Annotated in this window: 25 protein-coding genes; 19 read left to right on the top strand and 6 right to left on the bottom strand. The window is 66.2% G+C overall.

What is annotated here, in order from left to right:
• The first annotated feature begins 191 nt into the window (after positions 1–191).
• The 9 genes from QX010_RS08910 to QX010_RS08870 all read left to right on the top strand — a co-directional run bounded on the left by QX010_RS08910 (position 192) and on the right by QX010_RS08870 (position 9,272).
• Entirely contained in the window at positions 192–842 is a 651-nt protein-coding gene (locus QX010_RS08910) for an FMN-binding negative transcriptional regulator (RefSeq protein WP_315800120.1), read from the top strand.
• A gap of 10 nt (positions 843–852) precedes the next feature.
• Complete coding sequence (gene argC, locus QX010_RS08905) at positions 853–1,845, top strand: N-acetyl-gamma-glutamyl-phosphate reductase (RefSeq protein WP_316178908.1); 993 nt, start codon at positions 853–855, stop codon at positions 1,843–1,845.
• Positions 1,846–1,962: 117 nt separating this feature from the next.
• Positions 1,963–3,189 carry a threonine ammonia-lyase gene (locus QX010_RS08900; protein ID WP_316178906.1) on the top strand — a complete coding sequence of 409 codons (1,227 nt, stop codon included), beginning with the start codon at positions 1,963–1,965 and terminating at the stop codon, positions 3,187–3,189.
• 221 nt (positions 3,190–3,410) lie between these two features.
• Positions 3,411–4,670 carry an extracellular solute-binding protein gene (locus QX010_RS08895; protein WP_316178904.1) on the top strand — a complete coding sequence of 420 codons (1,260 nt, stop codon included), beginning with the start codon at positions 3,411–3,413 and terminating at the stop codon, positions 4,668–4,670.
• 1 nt (position 4,671) lies between these two features.
• Positions 4,672–5,610, top strand: coding sequence for a sugar ABC transporter permease (locus tag QX010_RS08890; RefSeq protein ID WP_315800116.1), 939 nt, complete (start codon positions 4,672–4,674; stop codon positions 5,608–5,610).
• Positions 5,603–6,451, top strand: a complete 849-nt coding sequence (locus tag QX010_RS08885; protein ID WP_315800115.1) for a carbohydrate ABC transporter permease — start codon at positions 5,603–5,605, stop codon at positions 6,449–6,451. The genes QX010_RS08890 and QX010_RS08885 overlap by 8 nt, the downstream gene beginning before the upstream one ends.
• 22 nt (positions 6,452–6,473) lie before the next feature.
• Positions 6,474–7,571, top strand: a complete 1,098-nt coding sequence (locus tag QX010_RS08880) for a Gfo/Idh/MocA family oxidoreductase (RefSeq protein WP_315800114.1) — start codon at positions 6,474–6,476, stop codon at positions 7,569–7,571.
• 10 nt (positions 7,572–7,581) lie between these two features.
• On the top strand, positions 7,582–8,226 hold the full coding sequence (locus QX010_RS08875; protein ID WP_315712128.1) for a ThuA domain-containing protein: 645 nt from the start codon (positions 7,582–7,584) through the stop codon (positions 8,224–8,226).
• The gene (locus QX010_RS08870; RefSeq protein WP_316178901.1) at positions 8,223–9,272 is read left to right on the top strand and encodes a LacI family DNA-binding transcriptional regulator; all 1,050 of its coding nucleotides are present in this window, start codon (positions 8,223–8,225) and stop codon (positions 9,270–9,272) included. The genes QX010_RS08875 and QX010_RS08870 overlap by 4 nt, the downstream gene beginning before the upstream one ends.
• A gap of 7 nt (positions 9,273–9,279) precedes the next feature.
• Here QX010_RS08870 and QX010_RS08865 read toward each other — a convergent pair whose 3' ends face one another.
• On the bottom strand, positions 9,280–9,678 hold the full coding sequence (locus tag QX010_RS08865) for an MAPEG family protein (protein ID WP_315800112.1): 399 nt from the start codon (positions 9,676–9,678) through the stop codon (positions 9,280–9,282).
• 73 nt (positions 9,679–9,751) lie between these two features.
• Positions 9,752–11,557, bottom strand: a complete 1,806-nt coding sequence (locus QX010_RS08860) for a class I poly(R)-hydroxyalkanoic acid synthase (RefSeq protein WP_315800111.1) — start codon at positions 11,555–11,557, stop codon at positions 9,752–9,754.
• Between the two features lie 322 nt (positions 11,558–11,879).
• Here QX010_RS08860 and QX010_RS08855 point away from each other — a divergent pair, with 322 nt between their 5' ends.
• From QX010_RS08855 to QX010_RS08835, 5 genes are all read left to right on the top strand, one after another.
• A complete protein-coding gene (locus tag QX010_RS08855; protein ID WP_315800110.1) occupies positions 11,880–12,116 on the top strand; it encodes a hypothetical protein in 237 nt (78 codons plus the stop codon).
• A gap of 233 nt (positions 12,117–12,349) precedes the next feature.
• A complete protein-coding gene (locus tag QX010_RS08850; RefSeq protein ID WP_315800109.1) occupies positions 12,350–13,570 on the top strand; it encodes an LL-diaminopimelate aminotransferase in 1,221 nt (406 codons plus the stop codon).
• A 39-nt stretch (positions 13,571–13,609) separates the two neighbouring features.
• Positions 13,610–14,929: a homoserine dehydrogenase gene (locus QX010_RS08845; RefSeq protein WP_315800108.1), complete on the top strand. Its 1,320-nt coding sequence runs from the start codon at positions 13,610–13,612 to the stop codon at positions 14,927–14,929.
• A 204-nt stretch (positions 14,930–15,133) separates the two neighbouring features.
• On the top strand, positions 15,134–16,135 hold the full coding sequence (gene glpX / locus QX010_RS08840) for a class II fructose-bisphosphatase (RefSeq protein ID WP_315712118.1): 1,002 nt from the start codon (positions 15,134–15,136) through the stop codon (positions 16,133–16,135).
• 156 nt (positions 16,136–16,291) lie between these two features.
• Positions 16,292–17,011, top strand: a complete 720-nt coding sequence (locus QX010_RS08835; RefSeq protein WP_316178898.1) for a haloacid dehalogenase type II — start codon at positions 16,292–16,294, stop codon at positions 17,009–17,011.
• A gap of 10 nt (positions 17,012–17,021) precedes the next feature.
• Here QX010_RS08835 and QX010_RS08830 read toward each other — a convergent pair whose 3' ends face one another.
• Entirely contained in the window at positions 17,022–18,110 is a 1,089-nt protein-coding gene (locus tag QX010_RS08830) for a methyl-accepting chemotaxis protein (RefSeq protein WP_316178897.1), read from the bottom strand.
• A 309-nt stretch (positions 18,111–18,419) separates the two neighbouring features.
• Between QX010_RS08830 and recJ the strand changes: the two genes are divergently transcribed.
• Together recJ and QX010_RS08820 are read left to right on the top strand one after the other, a co-directional pair.
• Entirely contained in the window at positions 18,420–20,261 is a 1,842-nt protein-coding gene (recJ, locus tag QX010_RS08825; RefSeq protein ID WP_316178895.1) for a single-stranded-DNA-specific exonuclease RecJ, read from the top strand.
• 889 nt (positions 20,262–21,150) lie between these two features.
• On the top strand, positions 21,151–21,537 hold the full coding sequence (locus QX010_RS08820) for a hypothetical protein (protein ID WP_316178894.1): 387 nt from the start codon (positions 21,151–21,153) through the stop codon (positions 21,535–21,537).
• Between the two features lie 24 nt (positions 21,538–21,561).
• On the opposite strand, the gene QX010_RS08815 is transcribed toward QX010_RS08820, so the two are convergent.
• Positions 21,562–21,963 (bottom strand): hypothetical protein, encoded by a 402-nt coding sequence (locus QX010_RS08815; protein ID WP_316178893.1) that lies wholly within the window; start codon positions 21,961–21,963, stop codon positions 21,562–21,564.
• Positions 21,964–22,233: 270 nt separating this feature from the next.
• Between QX010_RS08815 and QX010_RS08810 the strand changes: the two genes are divergently transcribed.
• Positions 22,234–23,031, top strand: a complete 798-nt coding sequence (locus QX010_RS08810; protein ID WP_316178891.1) for an NYN domain-containing protein — start codon at positions 22,234–22,236, stop codon at positions 23,029–23,031.
• 229 nt (positions 23,032–23,260) lie between these two features.
• Here the strand turns inward: QX010_RS08810 and QX010_RS08805 are convergent, their stop codons facing one another.
• Both QX010_RS08805 and QX010_RS08800 read right to left on the bottom strand, forming a co-directional pair.
• Entirely contained in the window at positions 23,261–24,493 is a 1,233-nt protein-coding gene (locus tag QX010_RS08805) for a lytic murein transglycosylase (RefSeq protein WP_316178889.1), read from the bottom strand.
• A gap of 61 nt (positions 24,494–24,554) precedes the next feature.
• On the bottom strand, positions 24,555–25,133 hold the full coding sequence (locus QX010_RS08800; protein ID WP_316178888.1) for a MarR family winged helix-turn-helix transcriptional regulator: 579 nt from the start codon (positions 25,131–25,133) through the stop codon (positions 24,555–24,557).
• Positions 25,134–25,186: 53 nt separating this feature from the next.
• On the opposite strand from QX010_RS08800, the gene QX010_RS08795 reads away from it, so the two are divergent.
• Entirely contained in the window at positions 25,187–25,657 is a 471-nt protein-coding gene (locus tag QX010_RS08795) for a carboxymuconolactone decarboxylase family protein (RefSeq protein WP_316178886.1), read from the top strand.
• 59 nt (positions 25,658–25,716) lie between these two features.
• Positions 25,717–25,899 (top strand): hypothetical protein, encoded by a 183-nt coding sequence (locus QX010_RS08790; protein WP_316178884.1) that lies wholly within the window; start codon positions 25,717–25,719, stop codon positions 25,897–25,899.
• Positions 25,900–26,077: the final 178 nt, after the last annotated feature.

Raw genomic sequence — 26,077 nt, 5'->3', positions numbered from 1 at the left:
GCCCTATAGGCCTGCCCCCATGATCAACGCAGCGACCAACATGATCGCCGAAATGCGCCGTCGTACCTCCGCGGTACGGGCGATGATCTGCGTCTAGATCACAGCCCCTGCCGCCGGATCCGTCCCGCGGCAAACTTTCTCCTTGCAGCGCGATCGATCAGGCGGCTCCTTCGTCCAGCAGGAGTTTTCCGATGTACACGCCACCGCCCTTCAAGCCCGATCGCGCCGCGAGCCTCGGCTTTGCGGAGGCGCGCGGCTTCGGCACGGTCTGCGCGTGGGACGGCACTAGGCCGATTGCGTCCTCCGTGCCGTTTCACCTGGGGGCGCTGAACGACGGCACGCCGCAGGCGTTCTTCCACGTCGCCCGCGGCAATCCGCTGGCGAAGCTCGCCGACGGCGCGACGCGGTGGCTGCTCGCCGTCAACGGCGCCGATGCCTATGTGTCGGCCGACTGGTACGTCTCGCCCGATCAGGTGCCGACCTGGCTTTATCAGGCGGTGCATCTGACCGGCCCGGCGCGCATCCTGTCGGAGGCGGAGCTTGCAGAGCAGGTGGATGCGGTCAGCGCCAAGTTCGAGCAATGGCTGTTGCCGAAGGCGCCGTGGACCTCGGGCAAGATGAGCGCTGGCCGGCTCGAGGCGATGCGCAAGGCGATCGTCGGCATCGTGATGACGATCGACGAGGTCGAGGGCAGCTTCAAGCTCAACCAGCATAAGTCGGAAGCCGATTATGCGGCGGTCGCGACCCGGCTCGGCGAGCGGCCCGACATCGGCTCGCAACAGATATCGTCTCTCATGCGGCAGGCGCGGCCCCAGGCCTTTGCCGGCGAAACCCAGACCTAAGGAGCGTGCCATGACCGTGATCGACAGCAATTTGCCGAAAGCTCACATCACCTCCGGGACTGCGACACGCGCCGTGTTCGTCGACGGCGGCTCGGGCACGACCGGCCTGGGAATCGCCGAGCGGCTCCGGCACCAGCCGGATATCGTCGTGAAGACGATCGCCGAGGACAAGCGCAAGGATCCGGCAGCCAAGCGGGCGCTGATGGCCGAGGTCGATCTCGTCATCCTTTGCCTGCCCGATGACGCCGCCAAGGAGACGGTGGCGCTGATCGACGGCATGGGCAGCTCTGCGCCGAAGGTGCTGGACGCGTCGACCGCCTATCGCGTCGCGCCGGACTGGGCCTATGGCTTTCCCGAGCTCGCCGCCGATCAGGCCGACAAGATCCGCAATGCACGCAAGGTCTCCAACCCCGGCTGCTATCCCACCGGTGGCATCGCGCTGTTGCGGCCATTGGTCGATGCCGGCCTGCTGCCGCAGGACTATCCGGTGACGGTGAATGCCGTCAGCGGCTATTCCGGCGGCGGCAAGACCATGATCGCGGCCTTCGAGAACGGCACCGCGCCGAACTTCGAGCTGTACGGCCTCGGCCTCGAGCACAAGCATCTGCCCGAATTGCAGCTCTATTCGCGGCTGACCCGGCGGCCGATCTTCATTCCCTCGGTCGGCAACTACCGGCAGGGCATGCTGGTCTCCGTGCCGCTGCAGCTCGACACCCTGCCGGGCAGGCCGTCGGGCTCGGACCTGCAGGCGGCCCTGGCGAAGCACTATGCCGGCAGCCAATACGTCTCGGTGATGCCGCTCGACGGCGCGGCGGCCAAGAGCGGCCGGCTCGAGCCGGAGGCGCTGAACGAGACCAACGAGCTCGAGCTCTACGTCTTCGCCAGCGACAAGCATCATCAGGCGGTGCTGGTGGCGCGGCTCGACAATCTCGGCAAGGGCGCATCGGGCGCGGCCGTGCAGAACATGCGGCTGATGCTCGGACTGCCCGATCTCGTGAGCTGAGATCGATCTGGATCATCCGGTCGCGGAAGCGCCGGGCACGATCGGCAACATCATGCGACGGCCTGCGTTCCGCCGGCCGCGCTGTGCAATGACGCACGCTGAGGAATGGGCAGACCCATGACCGCCACCGATTTGAACGCGCTGCCCGTCACCGTCAACGACGTGCGCGCCGCCGCGGAAACCATCGGCGGCGCCGTGCTCGCGACGGCCTGCAACCAGAGCAGGACGCTCGGCGAGATCTGCGGCTGCAACGTCTGGCTCAAATTCGAGAACCTGCAGTTCACCTCCTCGTTCAAGGAGCGCGGCGCGCTGAACCGGCTGAATGCGCTGTCCGCCGGGCAGCGCGAACGCGGCGTGATCGCGATGTCGGCCGGCAACCACGCGCAGGGCGTCGCCTACAATGCGCGGCGTCTCGGCATTCCCGCGACCATCGTGATGCCGGTGGGCACGCCGATGGTGAAGGTGGAGAACACCAAGCGGCACGGCGCCGAGGTCGTGATTTCCGGCGCCACCCTGGAAGAGGCGGGGGCATTTGCCAGGGAGCACGGTGCGGCCAAGGGCATGACCATGATTCACCCGTACGACGATCCGCTGATCATCGCCGGGCAGGGCACGGTGGCGCTGGAGATGCTCGCGGTGGTCCCCGAGCTCGATACGCTCGTGGTGCCGATCGGGGGCGGCGGGCTGATCTCCGGCATGGCGGTCGTGGCGCGCGCCATCAAGCCGGGCCTGCGCATCGTCGGCGTGCAGGCCGAACTCTATCCCTCCATGTACAACGCCGTCCGCAACAGCCAGCTGCCGATGCGCGGTGATACGCTGGCCGAGGGCATCGCGGTGAAGTCGCCGGGCCGGATCACGACCGAGATCATCCGACAGCTCGTCGATGACATATTGCTGGTCACCGAGCCGCAGATCGAGCGTGCGCTGGCGACCTTGATCTCGATCGAGAAGACAGTGGTCGAAGGCGCCGGCGCCGTCGGTCTCGCCGCCGTGCTCGCGCATCCTGCGCAGTTTGCCGGACGCAATGTCGGCCTGGTGCTGAGCGGCGGCAACATCGATACCCGGTTGATCGCCTCGGTCCTGACCCGCGAGCTGGCGCGTGAGGGGCGGCTGACGCAGTTGTCGATCGACATCGTCGACCGCCCGGGACAGCTCGCGGCCGTCTCCACCCTGCTTGCGGATGCGGGCGCCAACATCATCGAGGTCTCGCACCAGCGCACCTTCTCGGACCTGCCGGCGAAGGCGACCCTGCTGGAGCTGGTGATCGAGACGCGCGACCAGGCCCACCTCAACGACGTGATGGCAAAACTCGTCGCCGCCGATTTCAAGGCACGGTGCACCTGAGCGTCATACGGTCCACGGCATATTCTCTTGCGCAGCCGGCGCCAGCTCGCGCCGGTCGGTCCCCGCCTTCCCAGCTCAGCTAGCCGTCTCTCCCGCCTGCAATACGTATCGCAAACGCGAACACCTCATCCTTGAGGTTCTCACTGTCAGAATTTCAGTTGCGCACCTCAGAAAATGAGGACAGGATTACCGCAACAAAGAAGACGGTTGGGAGGATTCCGATGGGACTGCTCGCGAAGCTGGGACTCGCCGCTGCCGCATGCCTGCTTGGTGCGACCGCCGCAAGCGCCGACACCACGGTGAAATGGCTGCATATCGAGGTCAATCCGACCCAGGTGAAGATCTGGGAGGAGGTGGCCCGCGCCTACGAGGCGTCGCATCCCGGCACCAAGATCGAGATGCAGTTCCTCGAGAACGAGGCCTACAAGGCCAAGCTGCCGACCATCCTGCAATCCAAGGACCGGCCGAACATCATCTACAGCTGGGCCGGCGGCGTGCTGAAGGCGCAGATCGAGGCCGGCGTCCTCGAGGACATCACCGACCAGGTGAAGGGTTACAGCGACAGCGTGACGCCGGCAGCGCTCGCGGCCTTCACCGACAACGGCCATGTCTACGGCCTGCCGATCTCGCTGTCGCAGGTCGGCTTCGTCTGCAACAAGGAGCTGATGGCCAAGGCGAAGGTCGATCCGGCTGCCATCAAGAGCTGGGATGATCTGCTGGCGGCCGTGAAGGCGTTGAAGGCCGCGGGCGTGACCCCGATCGTCGTCGGCGGCGCCGACAAATGGCCGCTGCATTTCTACTGGACGCATCTGGCGGTGCGCATCGGCGGCAAGCCGGCATTCGACGCGGCGTTGCGCGGCGAGAATGGCGGCTTTGCTGGCGACACCTTCGTCAAGTCCGGCGAGCTGTTCAAGCAGCTCGTCGATCTCCAGCCGTTCCAGAACGGCTTTCTTGGCTTCAAGAATCCGCAGGCCGTCGGCTATTTCGGCGACGGCAAGGCGGCCATGACGCTCGCGATCAGCTCCGTCTACAACCTGCAGCGGGCGCTCGCCGCCGACAAGGTGGGCCTCAGCGAAGACAAGATCTGCTGGTTCGATTTTCCGGTCGTGCAAGGCGGCAAGGGCGCGCCGACGGATACGCTCGGCGGCATCACCGGCTGGCTGGTCACCAAGGGCTCGCCCAAGGAAGCGGTCGATTTCCTGAAGTACTTCATCTCCAAGGACGTCCAGACCCGGCTGGCGGCAGGGAATTTCATCATCCCGGTGGTGCAGGGCGCCGACGCCGGCCTCAACAATTCCTTCATGAAGCTGATCGCGTCCAATCTGGCAAAATCGAACTATCACCAGAACTTCTATGACCAGAGCCTGGGTCCCTCCGTCGGCCGTGTCGTCAATGACGTCTCCGCGGAGATTGCCGGCGGCAGCATGACCCCGCAGGACGCCGCCCAGGCGATCGAGGCGGCGCGGAAGCAGGGCAACTGACGTGGCGCGGCCGATCGCGGGCTCGCCGGCGATGGTGTCGCCGGCATCGCTCTCCGCGCGCGCGGTGCGCGGCCCGAGCTGGGACGGCCGCTTCACCGTCCTGGTCCTGTTCCTGCCGCCGGCGCTGCTGCTGTTCACGCTGTTCGTGGTGCTGCCGATCGGCGAGGCCGCCTGGTACTCCGGCTTCAACTGGAACGGATTCGGACGGCCGACCCATTGGATCGGCTTCGACAACTACCGCTTCGTGCTGGAGACGCGCGCCTTCTGGCTCGCGCTGCGCAACAACGGCCTGATCATTGCGGTCTCGCTCTGCGTCCAGCTGCCGCTGGCGTTGACACTGGCCCTGATGCTCGCGGAGCGGTTTCGCGGCGCGGTCGCGCTGCGCATGCTGTTCTTCATGCCCTATATCCTCGCCGAGATCGCGACCGGGCTGATCTTCAGCTTCGTCTATGACGGCGATTACGGCCTGGTCGCGTCGATCTGGCGCAGCTTCGGCGCCGAGCCGCCGCATCTGCTGGCCTCGACCGACACGGCGATGCTGGCGGTGCTGATCGTGATCGTCTGGAAGTATTTCGGCTTCCACATGATGCTGTTCATCGCGGCGCTGCAAAGCATCGACAAGAGCCTGATCGAGGCGGCACGGATCGACGGAGCCACCCGGACGCAGAGCCTGCGCCATGTCGTCATCCCCTTGCTCTATCCGACGATCCGGCTGTCGGTGTTCTTCGCCATCGTCGGCTCGCTGCAGCTGTTCGATCTCGTGATGCCGCTGACCCGCGGTGGCCCCGCCGACTCCTCGAACACGATGGTGAGCTTCCTCTACAACAACGGCATCTCCCGCATGCGGGTCGGCTATGGCAGCGCCATCGGTGTCATCCTGTTCGTGATCTGTGTGACATTTGCCTTCACCTACAAGCGATGGTTCATGCGCGATGAATAGTGCCGAGACGAGCCAAGCGCCGTTCGATCCCGCCGTGCTGTTCAAGGCGGTGTTCCTCGCGATCGTCGCCATCTTCGTGCTGGTGCCGCTGCTCGCGACGCTGCTGGGCGGCTTCAAGTCGCTCGGGGAACTGCGCGTCAATCCGTTTGGCCTGCCGCAGCGCTGGGAGTGGCAGAATTATGCCGACATCCTGTTCTCCGGGCGCTACTGGCAGCTGCTGCGCAACTCGCTGATCATCTCCACGCTGACGGTGGTCCTGACTCTCATCGTCGCGTCGATGGCGGCCTTCACCTTTGCTCATGTCCGATTCTACGGCAGCTCGATGCTGTTGAGCTATCTGACGCTCGGCCTGCTGTTTCCGGCGGCGACCGCGGTGTTGCCGCTGTTCATCAAGGTGCGCGATCTCGGGCTGCTGGACACCTATTTCGGCGTCGCGCTGCCGCAGGTCGCCTTCAGCCTTGCGATGAGCGTGCTGCTGCTGCGCCGCTTCTTCAAGGACATCCCCTACGAGCTGCTCGAGGCCGCGCTGGTCGACGGCTGCAGCTACGTCAAATTCTTCCGCTATGTGACGCTGCCATTGTCGCGCCCGATCCTGGCGACCGTGGGCACCATCACTTTCGTGAACAGCTGGAACGCCTATCTGTTGCCGCTCGTGATGCTCAACACCGACGCGCTGTATCCCTGGCCGCTCGGCATCATGGTCTATCAGGGCGAATATTCCTCCGAGTGGCACCTGATCCTCGCCTTCATCACCCTGACCATCCTGCCCACGATCGTCCTTTTCCTCCTGGCGCAGAAGCACATCGTTGCCGGCCTGACATCGGGCGCGGTCAAGGGATGAACGAGACCTCACGGAGACCCCAATGAGAAAAGTCGGCATCGGCATCATCGGCTGCGGCAACATCAGCACGGCGTATCTGAAGGCCGCGCAGCGCTTTCCCGTTCTGGACATCAAGGCGCTCGCCGACATGCGCAGCGACGCCGCCGAGCGGCAGGGCGCGGCCTTCGGCCTGCCGGCGATGCGGGTCGATCAATTGCTGAAGCGCGATGACGTCGAGATCGTCATCAATCTCACCGTGCCGCTCGCCCATACCGACGTCAGTCTCGCCGTGCTGAACGCCGGCAAGCACGTGCATTCCGAGAAGCCGCTGGGCATCGACGTCGCCGAGGCCCGCAAGGTGATCGAGCTTGCCGCGCAGAAGAATCTCCGCGTCGGCTGCGCGCCCGACACCTTCCTGGGCGGCGGACACCAGACCGCACGCAAGCTGATCGACGACGGCGCGATCGGCACACCCGTGGCCGGTAGCGCCTTCTTCGGCTGCCCCGGCCATGAGCGCTGGCATCCCGCGCCGGGCTTCTATTATCTGCGCGGCGGCGGGCCGATGCTCGACATGGGGCCGTACTACATCACCGATCTCGTGCAACTGCTCGGCCCGGTGGCGAGCGTCATGGGCTCGACCGCGCGCCCGCGAGCGGAGCGCCTCGTCACCAGCCAGCCGATGAGCGGCACGCTGATCCCGGTCGAGGTGCAGACGCACGTCGCAGGCACGCTCGAATTCGAAAGCGGTGCGGTGGTCTCGGTCACGATGAGCTTCGACGTCCCGAAGCACCGGCACGCCCCCATCGAGATCTATGGCGACGAGGGCAGCATGCTGGTGCCGGACCCCAACCGCTTCGGCGGCGAGGTCCAGGTCGCCAGGACCGGCGGCGACTGGCAGACGATGCCGTTGACGCATGGTCACATCGACGGCGAGTTCCGCTCCATCGGCGTCGCTGACATGGCGACCGCGATCCTGAACGACCGGCCGCATCGCGCCAGCGGCGCGCTCGCGTTCCACGTGCTGGAGGTCATGGAAGCGTTCCAGACCTCCGCAAACGAAGGCCGGCGGGTCAAGATCGAGAGCCGCGTGGAGCGGCCGGCGATGTTGCCGGTTGGACGCGACACCGGACAGATCGACTGAGGACAGAGACATGCGCAAGGCAATGATTGTGTGGGGCGGCTGGCCGGGACATGACCCCGATCTCTGTGCCTCGATGATCCGCGGCTGGCTCAAGGCGGAAGGCTTCGAGGTGCGGATCGAGACCACGACGGCTGCATTCGCAGATCCTGCGATCCACGATCTGTCGCTGATCATCCCGATCTACACGATGTCCAAGATCGAGAAGGCGGAAGCGCTCAATCTCTGCGCGGCGGTGCGCAGCGGCGTTGGGCTCGCCGGCCATCATGGCGGCATGTGCGATGCCTTCCGCGATTCGGTCGACTACCAGTTCCTGTGCGGCGGGCAATGGGTCGCCCATCCCGGCAATATCATCGACTACCGGGTCGACTTGACCCGGCCGGACGATCCCATCATGAAGGGCCTGACAAGTTTCGAGCACCGTTCCGAGCAGTATTACATGCACGTCGACCCGGCCAACGAGGTGTTGGCGACCACGACCTTCACCGGAGAGCACGCCCCGTGGATCGAGGGGGTGGTGATGCCGGTGGTCTGGAAGAAGCGCTACGGCGCGGGCAGGGTGTTCTATTCCTCGCTCGGCCACCGCGCTTACGAGCTCGACGTGCCGGAGATCCGGACGTTGATGACCCGCGGCATGTTATGGGCGGCGCGCGAGTGACGGCTGACGCGAACCCGTTGCCGGTCCGGGCCACGCTGGAGGACGTCGCGCGGACGGCGGGCGTGTCGCTCGCCACCGTCGACCGCGTCATCAACCGGCGCGAGGGCGTGCGTGCCAAGACCGTTGCCCGGGTGGAGGCCGCTGTTGCCAAGCTGGGTTATCGCGCCGACGTCGCCGCGGCACGGCTCGCGCGCGGCCAGAGCTTCCGCTTTGCCTTCGTGCTGCCGACCGGTGGCAACAGCTTCATGACCGTCCTGACCGAGCAGGTCCAGCGCACGGCGGAGTGGCTGGCCGGCCAGCGCGGCTTCATCGATATCCTCCACGTCGACGTGTTCGATCCTGACGTGCTGGCCGGTGCGCTGGAGAACCTGTCGCCGGCCTATCAGGGCGTTGCGGTCATCGCGCTCGATCACCCCAGAGTGCGCGCCGCGATCGACGAGCTCACCGCGCGCGGTGTCGCGGTGGTGACCCTGGTCTCGGACGCGCCCAGCTCGCGCCGCCTGCATTATGTCGGGATCGACAATCCGGCCGCGGGGCGAACCGCCGCCACCCTGATGGGACGCTATCTCGGCGGTCGCGAGGGAACGGTCGCGGTGATCGCGGGATCTCTGTCGCTGCGCGATCATGCCGAGCGGCAGTTCGGCTTCAACCAGATCCTCTCCAGCGAATATCCGAACCTGCGGGTGCTGCCCGTGATCGAGGGCCGCGACGACAGCGAGCGCACGCGGGAGCTGACCGCGGCGCTGCTCGCGCGCCATGCGGATCTGCTCGGCATCTATTGCTGCGGCGCCGGCAATCGCGGCATCGCCGATGCCCTGGAGGCCTCAGGGCGGGCTCGCGAGGTGGTGTGGATCACGCATGAGCTGACCCAGCACACCAGGAGGTTCCTGGTCCGCGGCACGTGCGACGCCATCATCAACCAGGATCCCGGCCACGAGGCGCGCTCGGCGGCGCGCGTCCTGCTCGCGCACTGCTCGGGGGAGCCGATCAGTCCCGATCAGGAGCGCATCCGCATCGATATCTTCCTGCGGGACAATCTGCCCTAGCGGATCGCTAGAGCCAGCCGAAGATCGCGACCGCGAGCACAGCCTGTGCCGCGAAGCCGACCACGAACGCCAGCGTCCGGAACACCGGCAGGCCGATCGCGTAGACGATGACGTGAGCGACGCGCGACCAGAAATAGACGGCGCAGGCGAGCACGGTCCATTTGGTCGAGTAGTCGATCGCATTGAGGATCAGCACCAGCGGCGCGAAGATCACGAGGTTCTCGACCGCATTGTCGTGCGCGAACATCAGCCGCGTGGCCCACGGCGCGTGCGGCTTGTCGTTGCGGGAGGGATTGGCCATGGCGCCCGTGAGGCCGCGGACCTGGCAGCGGTTCAGGATGTAGGGAACCCACAGCAGGCCGGTCAGAATGACCGTGAGCGTCAGCCAGAACAGTTCGCGCGTCATCGAGATCCCCTCAACTGATTCCCGTCCCGTCCCGGCGGGACGGAGCGGTTATAGTCAATCGCGGCGGATCACGCTATGCGCGGACGCGGACATAGGAGCCCGGCGCATCCTCGAGCGGTGGATAGGCCTCGCTGCCGACGTCGCGTGCGGGAACTTCTTCCGGATCCAGCTGGCTCAGCCATTCGCGCCAGTCCGGCCACCACGAGCCCTTGTGCTCCTGCGCGCCCTTCATCCAGTCCTTCAGCGAGATGTCGTGGATCTGGTCATTGGTCCAGTACTGATACTTGCCGGAGGAGGGCGGGTTGACGACGCCGGCGATGTGGCCCGAGCCCGACAGCACGTATTTCACCGGACCGCCGAAGAATTGCGATCCGTACAGCACGGAGTCGGCCGGCGCGATGTGGTCCTCGCGGGTGGCGAGATTGTAGACCGGCACCTTCACCTTGGAGAGGTCGAGCAGCGTGTTGTCGAGCACCATGGTGCCCTGCGTCAGCCGGTTCTCCAGATAGCAGTTGCGCAGATAGTAGGAATGGTTCGCCGCCGACATCCGCGTGGCGTCCGAATTCCAGTGCAGCAGGTCAAACGCCTGCGGCGCCTGGCCCTTCAGGTAATTGTTGACGACGTAGGACCAGATCAGGTCGTTCGAGCGCAGCATGTTGAAGGCCATCGCCATCTTGCTGCCTTCGAGCACGCCCGAGGCCTGCATGTCGCGTTCCAGCGCCGAGATCTGGGTCTCGTCGACGAACACCAGGAGATCGCCGGCATGGGTGAAGTCGACCTGTGCGGCCAGGAAGGTCGCGGAGGTCACGCGCTGGCGGCGCTTGTCGGCGAGCCAGGCCAGCGTCGTCGCCAGCATGGTGCCGCCGACGCAATAGCCCATCGTGTGCACCTTCATCTCGCCCGTCACCTTCTCGATGACGTCCATCGCGGTGAGCGGACCTTCCTTCATGTAGTCCTCCCAGGTCTTGGTCCCGAGCTTCTTGTCGGGATTGACCCAGGAGATCACGAACACCGTGAGGCCCTGATCGACGCACCATTTGATGAAGGATTTCTCGGGGCGCAGATCGAGGATGTAGAACTTGTTGATCCAGGGCGGCACGATCAGCAGCGGCGTGCGCAGCACGTTCTCCGTCGACGGCGCGTACTGGATCAGTTGCATCATGTCGTTCTGGAAGATGACCTTGCCCGGCGTCGTCGCCATGTTGACGCCGACCTCGAGATTGGCCGGGTCGGACTGGCGAATCTTGAGCGAGCCCTTGCCGGCCTCGATGTCCTCCGCGAGCATCTGCATGCCACGCACCAGGTTATCGCCGCTCGACGCCACCGTCTGCCGCAGCACCTCAGGATTGGTCAGAACGAAATTCGAGGGCGCCAGCGCATTGGTGATCTGGTTGACGTAGAACTCGGCCTTCTTGCGCGTGTGCGGATCGAGGCCTTCGGCATTGTGGACGAGGTCCTGCGCCCATTGCGTCGTCAGCAGATAGGCCTGCATCACGAAATCGAAGAACTGGTTCGACTTCCATTCCGGATCGGCGAAGCGCTTGTCGCGCGGCGAGGGCGAAATGGCCGGGGGCGCGTCTTCGCCGGCGAGACGGCGCGCGGCCGAGCCCCACAAATCGAGATAGCCCTTGGCGATCTTGGTCTGGACGTCGCTGGCGCGATCCTTGTCCGACAGCCAGTAGTCGGCGACCGCGGTGAAGGATTTGACGACCTCGGTCAATTCGGTCGGTGGCCGGTCCTGAACCTCGCCGGTCTCGCGCGGCTTCAGATAGGCGGACAGCGCCTTGCCGCTGCTTTCCATGGCCTTCGCGATGTTCATCGCGAACGCTTCCGCATCGAATGTTTTTTCTGGATTGCTGCTGTTCTGAACGTCGGTCATGGCTCGATCACACTATCGCGTCGGGATCGTTTCGTCACCGCGCGAGATCAATAATCCGCGAGTTTGCGGCAAATTCGATTTCTGATTGTTGCGCTGCGAAAAAATTCTCTCGCTTCCGACATCATGATCACGTAGCTGGATGAAATTCCTGTTCAAGCCGGTCACGTTTCGAGTGACAATTGGTTGTGCTGCGGCAAAATGCGCCGCGCTGCGGTCGGGCCGGGGACCGTCGATTGGAAGTTGGGGGCTGAGGGACGTGCGCGTGGGGACGCAGGGGCGAGGTTGGAGGTCGGGACGGCGCGCCCTTGTTGCGGGACTCGTCGTGTTCGGCGCGCTCGCGCTTGCCGGGTGCTCCAGTCCAATCGCGGACATGCCTTCGCTCGACGCGGATGCCGTCGCCCGACCCAAGGAGCCGGGTGGGTATCTGCCCGTCAACGACGTGCCGCGCGACCGCGATGCGCCGATCATCTCGCCGCAGGAGCGCGACAAGATCGAAAAGGAGCTGCTCGCGGCGCGCGACCGCCAGGCTTCGGCGGGGACCAGCGTCAGGCCCAAATGACCGGCCCGGGACAAAGGCTGGGCGATCGGCCGCGTGGCGTGGCGTAATTGTCTGGCGCGGCGCGGCGGCCATGATAAAACAACCGGAATCAACACCTCCGCGTGTCGTTGCCAGCCAAGCCGCGAGCCCGTGCTAAACTCCTGATCCAGCACCGGTTTCAAGGCATGGCGAACGCCGCCGCAGCGCCAGCCCTGCTGGCGAATCCGCCCCCGGTTGCCGGAGCCGAGAGACCCATGGAAGATTTTTACCGCATCCGCCGTTTGCCGCCTTACGTGTTCGAGCAGGTCAACCGGGCCAAGGCGGCCGCGCGGAATGCCGGGGCCGACATCATCGATCTCGGCATGGGCAATCCGGATCTGCCGGCGCCGCCGCACGTGCTGGAGAAGCTCAAGGAGACCCTGGGCAAGCCGCGGACCGACCGCTATTCGGCCTCGCGCGGCATCGTCGGACTGCGCCGGGCGCAGGCCGGCTATTACGACCGCCGTTTCGGGGTGAAGCTCAATCCCGACACTCAGATCGTGGCGACCTTGGGCTCGAAGGAAGGTTTTGCCAACGTCGCGCAGGCGATCACCGCACCGGGCGATGTCATCCTCTGCCCGAATCCGAGCTATCCGATTCACGCCTTCGGTTTCCTGATGGCGGGCGGCGTGATCCGCTCGGTGCCGTCCGAGCCGACCCCGCAATTCTTCGAGGCGGCCGAGCGCGCGATCATCCATTCCATTCCGAAGCCGCTGGCGCTGATCGTCTGCTATCCGAGCAACCCGACCGCCTATGTCGCGAGCCTCGACTTCTATCGCGACCTCGTCGCATTCGCGAAGAAGCACGAGATCCTGATCCTCTCGGACCTCGCTTATGCCGAGGTGTATTTCGACGACAAGAACCCGCCGCCGTCGGTGCTGCAGGTGCCCGGCGCGATGGATGTCGCCGTCGAATTCACCTCGATGTCCAAGACCTATTCGATGGCCGGCTGGCGCATGGGCTTTGCCGTCGGCAACGAGCGCATCATCGCGGCGCTCGCGCGCGTCAAATCGTACCTCGACTACGGCGCGTTCACGCCGGTCCAGGTGGCGGCCACCGCTGCGCTCAACGGCCCCGACGACTGCATCCGCGAGATGCGCGACGTCTATCGCAAGCGCCGCGACACGCTGGTCGAGTCGTTCGGCCGGGCCGGCTGGGAGATCCCGTCGCCCGAGGCCTCGATGTTCGCCTGGGCGCCGCTGCCGGAGAAGTTCAAGAGCCTCGGCAGCATGCAGTTCGCGACGCTCATGGTCGAGAAGTCCGGCGTCGCGGTGTCGCCGGGCGTCGGCTTCGGCGAGCATGGCGAGGGCTATGTCCGCATCGCGATGGTCGAGAACGAGCAGCGCATTCGGCAGGCCGCGCGCGGTGTCCGCCGCTTCCTTGAAAGCGGGATCGAAACGTTGCACAACGTCGTTCCCATCGCCAACCGGCGCTGAGCCCTCCCGTACTTTCCTTTCGACAGGTTCTTTGATTCCATGGTCGCACCCCTGAGAGTGGGCATCGCGGGCCTCGGCACCGTGGGTGTCGAGGTCGTTCGTCTCATCGAGCGTCAGGCGCGCGTGCTGACCGAGCGGACGGGGCGCCCGGTCAAGGTTGTCGCCGTGACGGCGCGGTCGAAGGCCAAGAAGCGCGGCATCGATCTGTCCGGCATCACCTGGGCCAAGGATGCGCTGGCGCTTGCCTCGGATCCGGAGGTCGATTGCCTGGTCGAGCTGATGGGCGGCGCCGGCGATCCTGCGCTGTCGGCGATCGACACCGCGCTGAAGGCCGGCAAGTCGGTGGTGACCGCCAACAAGGCGCTGATCGCAAAGCACGGTCTGAAGCTCGCCAAGGCGGCCGAGAAGCATGGCGGCGCGCTGAATTTCGAGGCGGCCGTCTGCGCCGCCATTCCGGTGATCAAGACCCTGCGCGAGGGTCTCGCCGGCACCGGCATCAGCCGCGTCTATGGCATCCTCAACGGCACCTGCAACTACATCCTGACCCGGATGGAGCAGGAAGGGCTGTCGTTCGACGAGTGCCTGAAGGACGCCCAGCGCCTCGGCTATGCCGAGGCCGATCCGTCGTTCGACATTCATGGCCACGACACCGCGCAGAAGCTCGCGATCCTCGCGAGCCTCGCCTTCGGCACCCAGGTGGCGGAGAAATCCATCTATGTGGAAGGCATCTCCTCGATCGCTCCGGAGGACCTGAAGGCGGCGGCCGAGCTCGGCTACCGCGTCAAGCTGCTCGGCGTCGCCGTGCGGACCGCCAAGGGCATCGAGCAGCGGGTGCATCCGACGATGGTGCCGAAATCCTCCTCGATCGCCCAGGTGATGGGCGTCACCAACGCGGTCACGATCGACGGCGACGGTATCCCGCCGATCACGCTGGTCGGTCCGGGAGCAGGGGGCGCCGCGACGGCCTCCGCGGTCGTGGCCGATATCGCCGATGTCGCGCGCGGCATCCGCGCCGCGCCGTTCGGCCGCCCGGTCGAGAAGCTGCAGGCGACCGAGAAGGCGCCGATGGAGCGGCACGAGGGTGGCTATTACATCCGCCTGATGGCGCGTGACCATGCCGGCACCGCCGCCACCATCGCCACCCGGCTGGCCGAGCAGAAGATCTCGATCGAATCGATCGTGCAGCGCCATCCCAACGGCAGCGAGCCGGCGAAGACGGCCGGCAAGTCGGCGCCGGTGCCGGTCATCCTGATCACCTATGCGACACACGAGGATGCCGTGCATCGCGCGCTCCAGGCGGTGCAGCGCGACAAGGTCATCAGCGGCAAGCCCCAGGTCATCCGGATCGAGAAGAACTAGCGCATGATGCCCAGGGAACCGCTTGTCCCTGCTCAAACAAACGCGTGGCGTTTGGTATAGGTTCATGCTCAAAGCGGGAGAGTAGACTGGCGGGGAGCGGCCGTTCGTGCCGACCGCCTGACCCGGATGCCGCCCAGGGGGGCGGCGTGCGAGCGGTAGATTTTGATGGCGGATGTCCGCCTTGACGTCTTGAGGAGTTGATCGATGTCGACGCAGATTTCTGTCCCGCAACAATTGCTGCTCGAGCGCATCCTGACGCTGGAGCTGGTGCGCGTGACCGAACGGGCGGCGGTGTCGGCGGCGCGGCTGCGCGGCCACGGCCAGGAGAAGCCGGCCGACCAGGCGGCCGTGGATGCGATGCGCCGCGAGCTCAACAAGCTGCCGATCGAAGGCACGGTCGTGATCGGCGAGGGCGAGCGCGACGAAGCGCCGATGCTCTACATCGGCGAGAAGGTCGGCCTCAATGCCGGCCCCAAGGTCGACATCGCGGTCGATCCGCTCGAGGGGACGACCTTGTGCGCCAAGAACATGCCGGGCGCGATCGCGACCATGGCGATGGCCGATGGCGGCACCTTGCTGCACGCCCCCGACGTCTACATGCAGAAGATCGCGGTCGGCCCCGGCTACGCCAAGGGCGTCGTCGACATCGACGCGACGCCGGCCGACAACGTGCGCCGGCTCGCCAAGGCCAAGGGCGTCGAGCCCGGCGCGATCACGGTGCTGGTGCTCGACCGTCCGCGCCACGCCGACATCATCCAGGGCGTCCGCTCGACCGGCGCCGCGGTGCGCCTGATCACCGACGGCGACGTCGCCGGCGTGATCCACTGCGCCGACCCGGACAATACCGGCGTCGACATGTATCTCGGCACCGGCGGCGCGCCTGAGGGCGTGCTGGCCGCAGTGGCGCTGCGCTGCATCGGCGGCCAGATGCAGTGCCGCCTGATCCTCGACACCGAGGAGAAGCGCGAGCGCGCCCACAAGATGGGCGTCGGTGATCCCAAGATGATCTACGGCATCGAGGACATGGCGCGCGGCGACTGCCTGTTCGCGGCGACCGGCGTCACCACCGGCTCGCTGCTCTCCGGCGTCAAGTTCCGCAAGGACGGCGTCATCGAGACCGAGACCGTCGTGATGCGCTCGGTCACTGGCACGGTGCGCTACATCCGCGCCGAGCACCGCCAGTTGGCGAAGTTCCACCTCGACTAATCCAAACCTGTCATTCCGGGGCACGCGACTTGTCCGCCGAAGCTCGTAGAGCGACGGCGGAAGCGTGAACCCGGAATCCCGAGCGCGCAGATCGAGATTCCGGGTCTGCGCGCTTCGCAGGCATCCCGGAATGACGAAGTCGGGGAGCGATTCAGCATGTCCGATCTGTCCATGGTCAAGGCGCTGGTGTTCGACGTGTTCGGCACCGTCGTGGACTGGCGCACCAGCCTGATCAACGACTTCACCGCGTGGTCGAAGACCCGCGGCATCCAGGGCGGCTGGACCGCGCTGGTCGATGGCTGGCGCGGGCTCTATGTCGGCTCGATGGACGAGGTCCGCAAGCACCCCGAGCGCGGCTACGTCATCCTCGACGTCCTGCATCGCCGTTCGCTGGAGACGCTGGTCGCCAAGCTCGGCATCACCGGGCTCACCGAAGCCGATCTCGATCATCTCACCCGCGGCTGGCACCGGCTGCATCCGTGGGCCGACAGTGTCGCCGGCCTGACCCGGCTGAAGTCCAAATACATCATCGCGCCGCTCTCCAACGGCAACGTCGCGCTCCTCACCAACATGGCGAAGTTCGCAGGCCTTCCGTGGGACCTGATCCTCTCCGCCGAGCTGTTCGCGCACTACAAGCCCGACCCCGAGACCTATCTCGGCGCCGCGCGTCTGCTGGGTCTTGCGCCCGGCGAGGTGATGATGGTCGCCGCGCACAACAACGATCTCGAGGCGGCACAACGTTACGGCCTGAAGACCGCCTTCGTCGCCCGTCCCACTGAATACGGCCCGCTGCAGAGCCGCGACTTCGACGCCACCGGGGCCTGGGACATCGTTGCCGATGATTTCAACGGCATCGCCGACCGCTTGGGCTGCTGATCCTCCCGCCTCACGCGCCCGACACGATCACGCCGTACCAGCCGAGCCCCTTGTAGGTCTCGTAGCCGGGCGTGGCGTGGAACGCGACCAATCGTCCGGACGCATCCTGATAGAAGCCGCTGCGCTTGCCATCGAGCTTCAGCGACACGCGCTCGCTGAGAATGCCCTGACCGTCCGAGGATGCGATCACGCGCAGATTGGAGTCCACCAGCAGCACACGCGCCTTGTCGCTTTCGCTGACGCGCACGCCCTGGACGATCGCGCGCGCCTGCGCCTCCCAGTCGAAATGGATGGCGAGCACGCCGAGCGGCTTGCCATGCGCCTTGCCGTCCTCTCGGACCGAGGCGCAATAGGTCGCGACCTGGGCGTTGCCGAGCAGCGGCTGGCACTCAACGTCGCCGGCGACGTAGTCGTCGCCCGAGCGCAATCCACGCGCCTCGCGAAACCATCTGGTCTCGGCCACGCTCTGGCCGACGACGTTGAAGCGGTCGGCGCGGCCGTTGGCGATCACCTTGCCGCTGGGATCGCACAGCCACAAATCGAGATAGACCGTGTAGGCCGAGAGAATCACCGCGAGCCGTTCGGAGACATGGGCGACGCGCGCCGCGTCCGGAGCGGCGGCGCAATCGACCACGGCGGAGTCGGTCGCCCACCAGCGCACGTCGCAGGTCCGCTCATAGAGATTGCGGTCGATCAGCTCGATCGCATTCAGCGCCAGATCGACCATGCGCTCGCCGCGGGCCCGTTCGGTCATGCGCTCGATCGAGCTCTTGAGATTGCCGGTGCGCGTCGTGAGCTGGCCTTCGAGCTCGCGCGCGATGGTCTCGACCAATTGGCCGACGGCGCGGACCTCCTGGGCCACCACGGCGAAGCCCGCGCCCTGCGCGCCCACCCGCGAGCTTTCGATCAGCGCGTTCAAGGCCAGCATCTTCATCTGGTTGGTGATCTGCTGGATCGACTTGGTCTTCTCGCAGGCGATCTGATTGACCTCGCCGGTGAGCCGCGCGATCAGCGCCGAAACGTCGGTCTCGTCGTCCTTGGGAGTCGTTTGTGACGGAGCGGCGGAGGAAAGCGTCTTCAACTCGGGCGCGGTCAGCATCGGCAATCAACTCCATGTTGCCGCGCCTCCTCGTCGGCACGAAGAGGGCGAACAAATCGGACGAAATAATTGATTGAAATGTTACGGAATTCGCCTAACGGCTGTTTAATGCACTCCATTGAACGCAGCTCTAATTTTAGGCAACCAGGCGTATATATCAGCAGCCCTCTCATTTCCTGTGAGTTCCGTGGTTCTCCGGCACAAATCCGGTGGGCTCCAGCGAAGGAACCTGCTGATGGATGCCAGGAGCTGTAGATTCGAGGGGTCCGTTTTTCGAATCGCTGCGCTGCAAGCGAGGCCCTGCGCATCATGGCACCATCCGCCCTTGCACTGCCCCTGAGCGCTCCGCAGGCGTTCCTCGGCGTGCGGCTGTCGCTGACCAACAAATTGTGGCGCGACCGGCTGGACGCACGCGGCGCGGCGCGGGCCCTGGCGATGGTGCAACGCTATCAGTTGCCGGAGATGCTGGCGCGCGTCCTCGCCGGCCGCGACGTCGAGCTCGACGCGGTCAACGACTTCCTCGATCCGACCATCCGCAAGCTGATGCCGGACCCGTTCACGGTGACGCAGATGGAAGCGGCGGCGCAGCGCATTGCCGACGCCGCGGTGAGGGGCGAGAAGGTCGCGATCTTCGGCGACTACGATGTCGACGGCGCGACCTCGGCCGCGCTGCTCGCCTGGCATCTGCGCCATTGCGGGCTCGATCCGCTGATCCACATTCCCGACCGCATCTTCGAAGGCTACGGCCCGAACGTCGACGCCATCCGGGCGCTGGCGAACAAGGGCGCGACCTTGCTCGTCACGGTCGATTGCGGCACCACCAGCCTCGAGCCGCTGGCGGAAGCGCGGCGGCTCGGCATGTCCGTGGTGGTGATCGATCACCATCAATGCGGCGACGAGCTGCCGGAGGTCGAGGCGCTGGTCAATCCAAACCGGCCCGACGACCTCTCCGGCCTCGGCTATCTCGCCGCGGTCGGGCTGACCCTGGTGACGCTGGTTGCCGTCAATCGCGAGCTGCGCGGCCGCGGCTTCTGGAGCAGCACGCGCCCGGAGCCGGATCTGCTGTCCATGTTGCATCACGTTGCGCTCGGCACCGTCGCCGACGTCGCGCCGCTGATCGCGCTCAACCGCGCCTTCGTCGCCAAGGGCCTGATCGCGATGCGCCGGCGCGACCATGTCGGTCACACCGCGCTGATGGATGTCGCCCGTCTCAACGGCCCGCCCGAAGCCTGGCATCTCGGCTTCATGCTGGGGCCGCGCATCAATGCGGGCGGGCGCATCGGCCGCGCCGATCTCGGCGTGCGGCTGCTGTTGGAGAGCGACGTCTCGGAAGCCGCGCGCATCGCCGCCGAGCTCGACCGCCTCAACAGCGAGCGCCGCGTCATCGAGCAGCAGGCCGAAGCGCAGGCGGAGGCCGAGGCGCTGGCCTCGCTCGGGCTGGAGGACAAGGGCGCGGTCATCGTCACGGCATCGGAAGGCTGGCATCCCGGCGTGGTCGGGCTGGTCGCCTCGCGGCTGAAGGAAAAGTTTGCCCGGCCGGCGTTTGCGATCGCGCTCGAGCCGGGCGGCATCGGCACCGGATCGGGCCGCTCGATTCCGGGTGTCGATCTCGGCAAGGCGGTGCGGCATGCGGTGGAGCAGGGCATCCTGATGAAGGGCGGCGGGCACGCGATGGCCGCCGGCGTCACCTTGCGCAAGGAGCGGCTGGCGGAATTCCGCGCCTATCTGGAAAGCGCGCTGGCGGCCGACGTCGCCGACGCGCGGCACGTCAATGAGATCCTGATCGACGGCGCCATCAGCGCGCGCGCCGCAACGCCCGAGCTGGTGGCGACGCTCAATCGTGCAGGTCCGTTCGGCAGCGGCAATCCCGAGCCGATCGTGGCGCTGCCGTCGCATCAGCTGGTTTATGCCGACGAGGTCGGGCAGGCGCATCTCAAGCTGCGCTTCAAATCCGGCGACGGCGCTACCGTGAATGCGATCGCATTCCGCTCGGTCGGCCAGAAGCTCGGCAACGCCCTGGTTCAGCATCGGGGCCAGATCCTGCACGTCGCCGGCACCCTCACCGTCGACCGCTACCAGGGTATCGAGCGCGTGCAGCTGCGCGTGCTGGATGTGGCCGTGCCGGACCATGGGCCGGCGATGATCAGGTAGCGGTTCCACATTCGGCGTCGTCCCGGACAAGCTTCCCATACGCCGCAGCAGTTGTTGTGAGAACGAAATGCTCACGCTGTTCGTGCCTCACCTTGCTCCCTGTGGGTAATGGGTCCCGGCGCGGAGGCTGGGGCGACGACAGCGGGGGATGACGCGGCTGTCGTGCCTCTCATGAATTCGCGTGTCTTTGCATCCCGCCGCGCATTCGCGCCCGAGTGATGCATCGTCAAAGACCCTCTTGATGGGAGAGGGCGCAGGGAATGCCGGGCGAAGGCCTCACCCATGGCCCGCCTGCAAACAAAAAGCAGGCGGCAGTCACCACAGGTAGGCCGATCAACCGGCATTCCCTGCGCGATGGTTTTCACGCTTATACGCGATCTCCCCGGTGTCCGGCTTGTTAGCCACCGTCGCCCTCAGGGCTCATCATCACCCGACGACTTGGCGCCAGCTTCGGGGCGCCAGGACCACGCGATTTCACGTCCGCAACCTGCCGTTCGTCCGCGCGCATGGAGCACGCTGCGACACGATCGCGGCCACCGCATCCCGCCCTCCACGTTCATGACGATCGCGAAGCGCCCCTCTCATGAGGACGAGACCCGGATGTTATTTCCGATTTTCGGAATAAAAGCAAGCGGAAAGTTGGCTCCCGAGAGCTGAAGGAAGCAGGCGGCTGATTGTTCTGCGGAATGGGTTCGATTGGCGCAGCGATGCCGGCATGGCGCCACGTGATTGGAGAACTGAGGCCCCCGGGGCAGCGCGCCAGGTGCAGCACGCTTTGGCGAACGTCGAGGACGCGCACGCGCGAGGCGGTTGCACGCTCTTGACCGGCTCGGCAAGGTGCGCAGGCGGCTGAGGGGGCTAGATGAATCGCGTATCGTTCAAGGGCGTCGTGATCGGAAATATCGTCGACATTCTGTCGACGAACCTTGCCATCTATCCCGTGACGATCCTCGTCTTCATCGTGTCGGGATCGGCCGCGGCGGAGCTCGCGGCCTCCGATCCGCGTGCACTGATGGCGAGCAATCTCTTCAAGGCGTTGTCGTTCACGTTCGGAGCCCTCAGCTCCGTGTTGGGCGGCTACGTGTCTGGGCGGCTTGCCATGCACGACGACATCTTGAACGGAGCTCTCTCGTCGATCCTGTGCATGGGGTTCGGCGTGTACGCGATGTTTGGCGGCCGTGGCGGGCTTGGGACGCAGCTGGCCTTCATCGCCTTGAGCCCGGTGCTGGGCGCTGTTGGCGGATATCTCAGCATGCGCCGCACGAAGCCGCAGTGACAGCCGGCGGGCCGCGCCGGAAGCTCAGCGCCAGGATGGCTTCGGGAGTTGATCGGGATTGAATTTCGGCGTTGGCCGGGGAGCTGGGGGAGGCTCGGCGTCGTCGGACGCCGAGAACAGCAGAAGCGCCTCGAACGGCACGTCGGGAGCTTCCGCGGCATAGCCGGAGCAGGTGACGGGCGTGCCCCGGCAGCATCCTTCGAGGCTGAGCGTCAGCTCGTCCGGGCCGAACAGCGACGGCTGCCCCGGGGCATGGCGCTTGGTCTTGATGATGGCGGTGAAACGATCGCCATGGGCCTCGTAGCTGCCGGCATAGCTCAGCACGGTATCGCCGCCGCAGATCCTGCCACCGACCAGCTCGACGATGCCCGTTCCCTGGCCCTTGGGGGTCCTGAACCAGGCGGAATAAGTGCCTTCTTTCATCATCTGCCGCAGATCCCGTCGTTGGGTCGCGCGCATCGTTGTGCGACGCAAATTAAGAGAAGGTGAAAACGACCGCCAGAACAGGGCGGGAACCCGGAATTTGTTCGTATACGAATGGTGGGGGCGCTGCGGGCCGTCTCCGCTCGCTACGCCCCGGGCCGTGCCAAGTCGCATCCCGCCGTGGCCATGCCGTTCGTCTCAAGAAAATCATCCGGCTGGATGTCGGCCCGCGTATAAGGGAATGAGAACAGGGCCTACCTTGAGGACTATCCGATGCCATCCGAACCTCGCTCGCCACGTCTTGCCGTTCTGATCGACGCCGACAATGCCTCGGCCAAGATCGCGGACGGGCTGTTCGAGGAGATCGCCAAGATCGGCGAGGCGAGCGTGCGCCGGATCTATGGCGACTTCTCCAGCCCGCGCTCGAAGCCGTGGGCCGATACGCTGGCGCGTCACGCGATCGTGCCGCAGCAGCAGTTCGCCTATACGACCGGCAAGAACGCCTCCGACATCACGCTGGTGATCGACGCGATGGACCTGCTGCACAGCGGACGCTTCGACGGCTTCTGCCTGGTGTCGTCGGACAGCGACTTCACCCGTCTCGCGGCGCGCATCCGCGAGCAGGGCACCGACGTGTTCGGCTTCGGCGAGCAGAAGACGCCGGAGAGCTTTCGGCAGGCCTGCCGCCGGTTCATCTACACGGAGAATTTGCGCAGCGACGCGGCGGGCAGCAAGGATGCGGACAGCGCCGCGGCGCCGAAGTCGCTGCTGCCGATCAGCGCGGCGACGCCGATGATCAGGAAGGTCATCACGCAGATGGAGAGCGAGGACGGCTGGGTCGCGCTCGGCGAGGTCGGCAAGCAGCTCTCCAACCTGGTCTCCGACTTCGATCCGCGCACCTATGGCTGTCGCAAGCTCAGCGATCTCGTTCGCAAGACCGGCGCCTTCGAGATCGAGGAGCAGGCCAAGGGCGGCGGCTCGGTGCGCATCCGGGTGAAGGCTGCCAGCGCGTCGCAGCCCAAGGCGCGGGCGTCGAGGTCCGGCCACCGCGAGGCGGCCGCCAAGACGTGATCACTCCGGCGCGAGGCTCGCGATGACCGGAGCGTTGCGCTACTCGCCATGACGGCGAACTCGTAGGGTGGCCGAAGCAGCCGCCGAAGGCGGCCGCGTGCCCACCGTCGGGCCGCGTGCTCAACCGCGGGATGGTGGGCACGGCGCCACCGCGATTTCGATCGTTGAGAGAGCACGGCAGCGCCTTTGCCCACTCTACTTGTTGGTCACACGGCAGCGACCGTACCGCTCAACCGCCCTGTCTGAGCTTCGCCAGCACCTTCAGCCCACCATAGCCGTCGGCCGGCGTGAGGCCCGCTTTGGCCTGGAAGTCGCGGATCGCTTTCATGGTGTCGTTACCGACGCGGCCGTCGGTGCCGCCGGTGTCGAAGCCGGCCGCCGTCAGGCGCTTCTGCATCTCCTGCACTTCGGCCAAGGTCAGCGCGCGCTCCGAGCCGGGGAAGGGCTGCAGGAAGGGCGGGGCGCCCAGGATGCGGTCGCCGAGATGGCAGATCGCGAGCGCGTAGCTCATGGCCGGATTGTAGGACTTCACCGAGTAGAAGTTCGGGCCGAGCAGGAAGGCGGGGCCGCCCGCGACCGGGACCCAGAGCTGTGCTGACGCATTGGGCTGTGGGAACGGCTGGCCGTCGGCGCGGGTGACGCCGGCCGTCTGCCACGCCGCATAGCTGCGGCTGCCCGACATGTTGCCGGGCGCGCGCACCTCGTAGCCCCAGTGCTCGCCGCGGTGATATTTGCCGCGGTTGACGAGATAGCGCGCGGTCGAGCCGAGCGCGTCGTCGGGGCGGCCGAACGGGTTGATCTTGCCATCGCCGTCATAGTCGAAACCGACATTGAGCCAGACCTCGGGCATCCATTGCGTATGACCCATGGCGCCGGCCCAGGAGCCGCGCATCTCCTCCGGCGTGCTCCAGCCGCGATCGACGATTTTCAGCGCATTGGTGAGCTCGGTCTCCCAATAGGCCTTGCGGCGCGGCTCGTTCCAGGCGAGCGCGGCGAGCGCCGGAAACACCGGGCGCATGTGGTTCTGCTGCACCAGGGGATCGCCGAACGCGGACTCGACGCCCCACAGCGCGAGAAGCGTGCCGCGCTCGACACCAAAATCCTTCTCGATGCGGGCGAACAGCGCCTCGTTCTTCTGCAGCGCGATCTTGCCGTTGATGACGCGCCAGTCGGAGACGCGGCGGTTGATGTATTGCCAGAGCTGCTCCTTGAACTCCGGCTGGTTGCGCATCTCCTTGAACACGGTCATGTCCGGCTCGAGCCGTGCCATGACCCGGGTCCAGGTCGCCTGCGAGATGCCCTTGGCAAGCGCGCGGGCGCGAAAGCCGTTGCGCCAGGCCTCGAACTCGGCCGGCGCCGCGGATGCCGGCAAGGCAGGGACGAGCAGCGCGGCGGCGCCGAGGCCGGAGCGGAGCAGGGCGCGGCGGGTCATCGGATGAGGTCGTGAATCGGACTGGGTCATGGCCGCCAGTCTACCCGGTCAGGGCAGTGCGCGGCAAAGCCTTGGCAGCGCCGGGAACCCGCTAGGCGCCGTGGAGATCGGCGGCGATGTGCGCGAGCCAGCGCCGGATGGTCGCGAGCTCACTCCGTTTCAAGCCGCGGGCGAGCCTGCGTTCGATGGCAGTCGCCTGTCGGCGCGCCGTGGCGAGCAGCGCGAGGCCACGGCGCGTCAGGCTCCATTGCAGCATCCGGCCATGGACCGGATGCGGCGTCCGCCGGACGGCGCCGTCCCGCTCCAGATTGCCGATGATGACGTTGACGGTCTGCGGCGTCAGCAGCGCGACGCGGGCGCAGTCGGCGCCGGACAGGCCGGGATAGGCCTTGAGCATCGTCAGCACCACGAATTGCGGATGGGTCAGGCCGGTGGCGACGAGCGCGCGGTCGAGCGAGAGCCGCGCCGCGGCCTGCGCCTGGCGCAGCAGATAGGCGAGGTGGCCGTCCTCGCCGCGCTTGCCCTCGCCGGGCGATGGCGGACGGGCCGCCGTCTTGGGCTGACTCTTGGGTTGAGACTTGGGTTGCGTCTTGGATTGCGATTTGGGCCGACGCGCGGGGCCGGCCTTTCGCGAGGCTCGCGAGTTCGTCAACGCCGGTGCCTTGCGCATGTCATCAGAGCCCTGATAAGTTGTCAGACATCTGATAACATGAGAGACGGATAATGTCACATGCGCGCAGCGAATACACCGCGTTCCGGAGCCAGGCGCCGGAGCTGTACGAGGCCATCCTGGCGGTGAGCCAGCAGGCGGCCAAGGCCGGCCTCGACAAGCAGTTGCTCGAGCTCGTCAAGATCAGGGCGTCGCAGATCAATGGCTGCGCATTCTGCGTGCAGCATCACGTGCTGCTGGCCGAGAAGCTCGGCGTCTCCGCCGACAAGATCAACCTGGTCGTCGTGTGGCGCGAGGCGCCGCAATTCTCGGCCCGCGAGCGCGCGGCGCTGGCGTTCACCGAGGCGCTGACCACGCTGCACGGCGGCGTCAGCGACGAGGTCTACGCCCAGGCGCGGGCCGAATTTTCCGAAACGGAGCTGGTGTTCCTGACGTCGGCGATCGGCGTGATCAATCTCTGGAATCGCTATGGTGTCGCGTTCCGCTGGACGCCGGCGGAGCGGCCGGCAAGGGCGCCGTCCTGAGCTGCCTGGAACCGCAGCGGGGCCGGGCGGGTTATGCGTGCAACTCGGAGGAGGCGCGCATGACCGGGACGGACGAACCGCTCAAGCCGGAGGATTTCCCGCTGGAAGCCGATAAGCAGCGCGTGCAGCGCCAGGACGGCAAGCCGATCGCCACGACGAAGAACGAGGCGATGGCGCACGAGATCGCCGAGCGTCTCAATGCCGAGGAGCAACGCCGCGAAGAGGACAAGTGGTCGGCGTGACCGACGACAACGAGCTCATGAGTTGCCTTGCGAGACGGCGAGCCGCGCGATGTGAACGATGATCTCGCGGCTTGCGCCATGCACCTCGCCGGGAGGTCGGATCGAGGGGGGACAGGTCTATCACTCATACTTCCCGTGCGGCTGCCCCTCACCGCAACCCTCTCTCCGTAAGAACGGG

It is taken from the genome of Bradyrhizobium sp. SZCCHNRI1009, assembly GCF_032487575.1.
In the GTDB taxonomy this organism is placed as follows: Bacteria; Pseudomonadota; Alphaproteobacteria; order Rhizobiales; family Xanthobacteraceae; genus Bradyrhizobium.
Note: the sequence above shows the minus strand (reverse complement) of the source record. Positions and strands in the feature narration are given on the sequence as shown.

Excerpts from the sequence above, each read along its gene's own strand:
- QX010_RS08910 (WP_315800120.1), top strand. The coding sequence starts at position 192 with ATGTACACGCCACCGCCCTTCAAGCCCGATCGCGCCGCGAGCCTCGGC.
- argC (WP_316178908.1), top strand. The coding sequence starts at position 853 with ATGACCGTGATCGACAGCAATTTGCCGAAAGCTCACATCACCTCCGGG.
- QX010_RS08900 (WP_316178906.1), top strand. The coding sequence starts at position 1,963 with ATGACCGCCACCGATTTGAACGCGCTGCCCGTCACCGTCAACGACGTG.
- QX010_RS08895 (WP_316178904.1), top strand. The coding sequence starts at position 3,411 with ATGGGACTGCTCGCGAAGCTGGGACTCGCCGCTGCCGCATGCCTGCTT.
- QX010_RS08885 (WP_315800115.1), top strand. The coding sequence starts at position 5,603 with ATGAATAGTGCCGAGACGAGCCAAGCGCCGTTCGATCCCGCCGTGCTG.
- QX010_RS08880 (WP_315800114.1), top strand. The coding sequence starts at position 6,474 with ATGAGAAAAGTCGGCATCGGCATCATCGGCTGCGGCAACATCAGCACG.
- QX010_RS08875 (WP_315712128.1), top strand. The coding sequence starts at position 7,582 with ATGCGCAAGGCAATGATTGTGTGGGGCGGCTGGCCGGGACATGACCCC.
- QX010_RS08865 (WP_315800112.1), bottom strand. The coding sequence starts at position 9,678 with ATGACGCGCGAACTGTTCTGGCTGACGCTCACGGTCATTCTGACCGGC.
- QX010_RS08860 (WP_315800111.1), bottom strand. The coding sequence starts at position 11,557 with ATGACCGACGTTCAGAACAGCAGCAATCCAGAAAAAACATTCGATGCG.
- QX010_RS08850 (WP_315800109.1), top strand. The coding sequence starts at position 12,350 with ATGGAAGATTTTTACCGCATCCGCCGTTTGCCGCCTTACGTGTTCGAG.
- QX010_RS08845 (WP_315800108.1), top strand. The coding sequence starts at position 13,610 with ATGGTCGCACCCCTGAGAGTGGGCATCGCGGGCCTCGGCACCGTGGGT.
- glpX (WP_315712118.1), top strand. The coding sequence starts at position 15,134 with ATGTCGACGCAGATTTCTGTCCCGCAACAATTGCTGCTCGAGCGCATC.
- QX010_RS08835 (WP_316178898.1), top strand. The coding sequence starts at position 16,292 with ATGTCCGATCTGTCCATGGTCAAGGCGCTGGTGTTCGACGTGTTCGGC.
- QX010_RS08830 (WP_316178897.1), bottom strand. The coding sequence starts at position 18,110 with ATGCTGACCGCGCCCGAGTTGAAGACGCTTTCCTCCGCCGCTCCGTCA.
- recJ (WP_316178895.1), top strand. The coding sequence starts at position 18,420 with ATGGCACCATCCGCCCTTGCACTGCCCCTGAGCGCTCCGCAGGCGTTC.
- QX010_RS08815 (WP_316178893.1), bottom strand. The coding sequence starts at position 21,963 with ATGATGAAAGAAGGCACTTATTCCGCCTGGTTCAGGACCCCCAAGGGC.
- QX010_RS08810 (WP_316178891.1), top strand. The coding sequence starts at position 22,234 with ATGCCATCCGAACCTCGCTCGCCACGTCTTGCCGTTCTGATCGACGCC.
- QX010_RS08805 (WP_316178889.1), bottom strand. The coding sequence starts at position 24,493 with ATGACCCAGTCCGATTCACGACCTCATCCGATGACCCGCCGCGCCCTG.
- QX010_RS08800 (WP_316178888.1), bottom strand. The coding sequence starts at position 25,133 with ATGCGCAAGGCACCGGCGTTGACGAACTCGCGAGCCTCGCGAAAGGCC.
- QX010_RS08795 (WP_316178886.1), top strand. The coding sequence starts at position 25,187 with ATGTCACATGCGCGCAGCGAATACACCGCGTTCCGGAGCCAGGCGCCG.
- QX010_RS08790 (WP_316178884.1), top strand. The coding sequence starts at position 25,717 with ATGACCGGGACGGACGAACCGCTCAAGCCGGAGGATTTCCCGCTGGAA.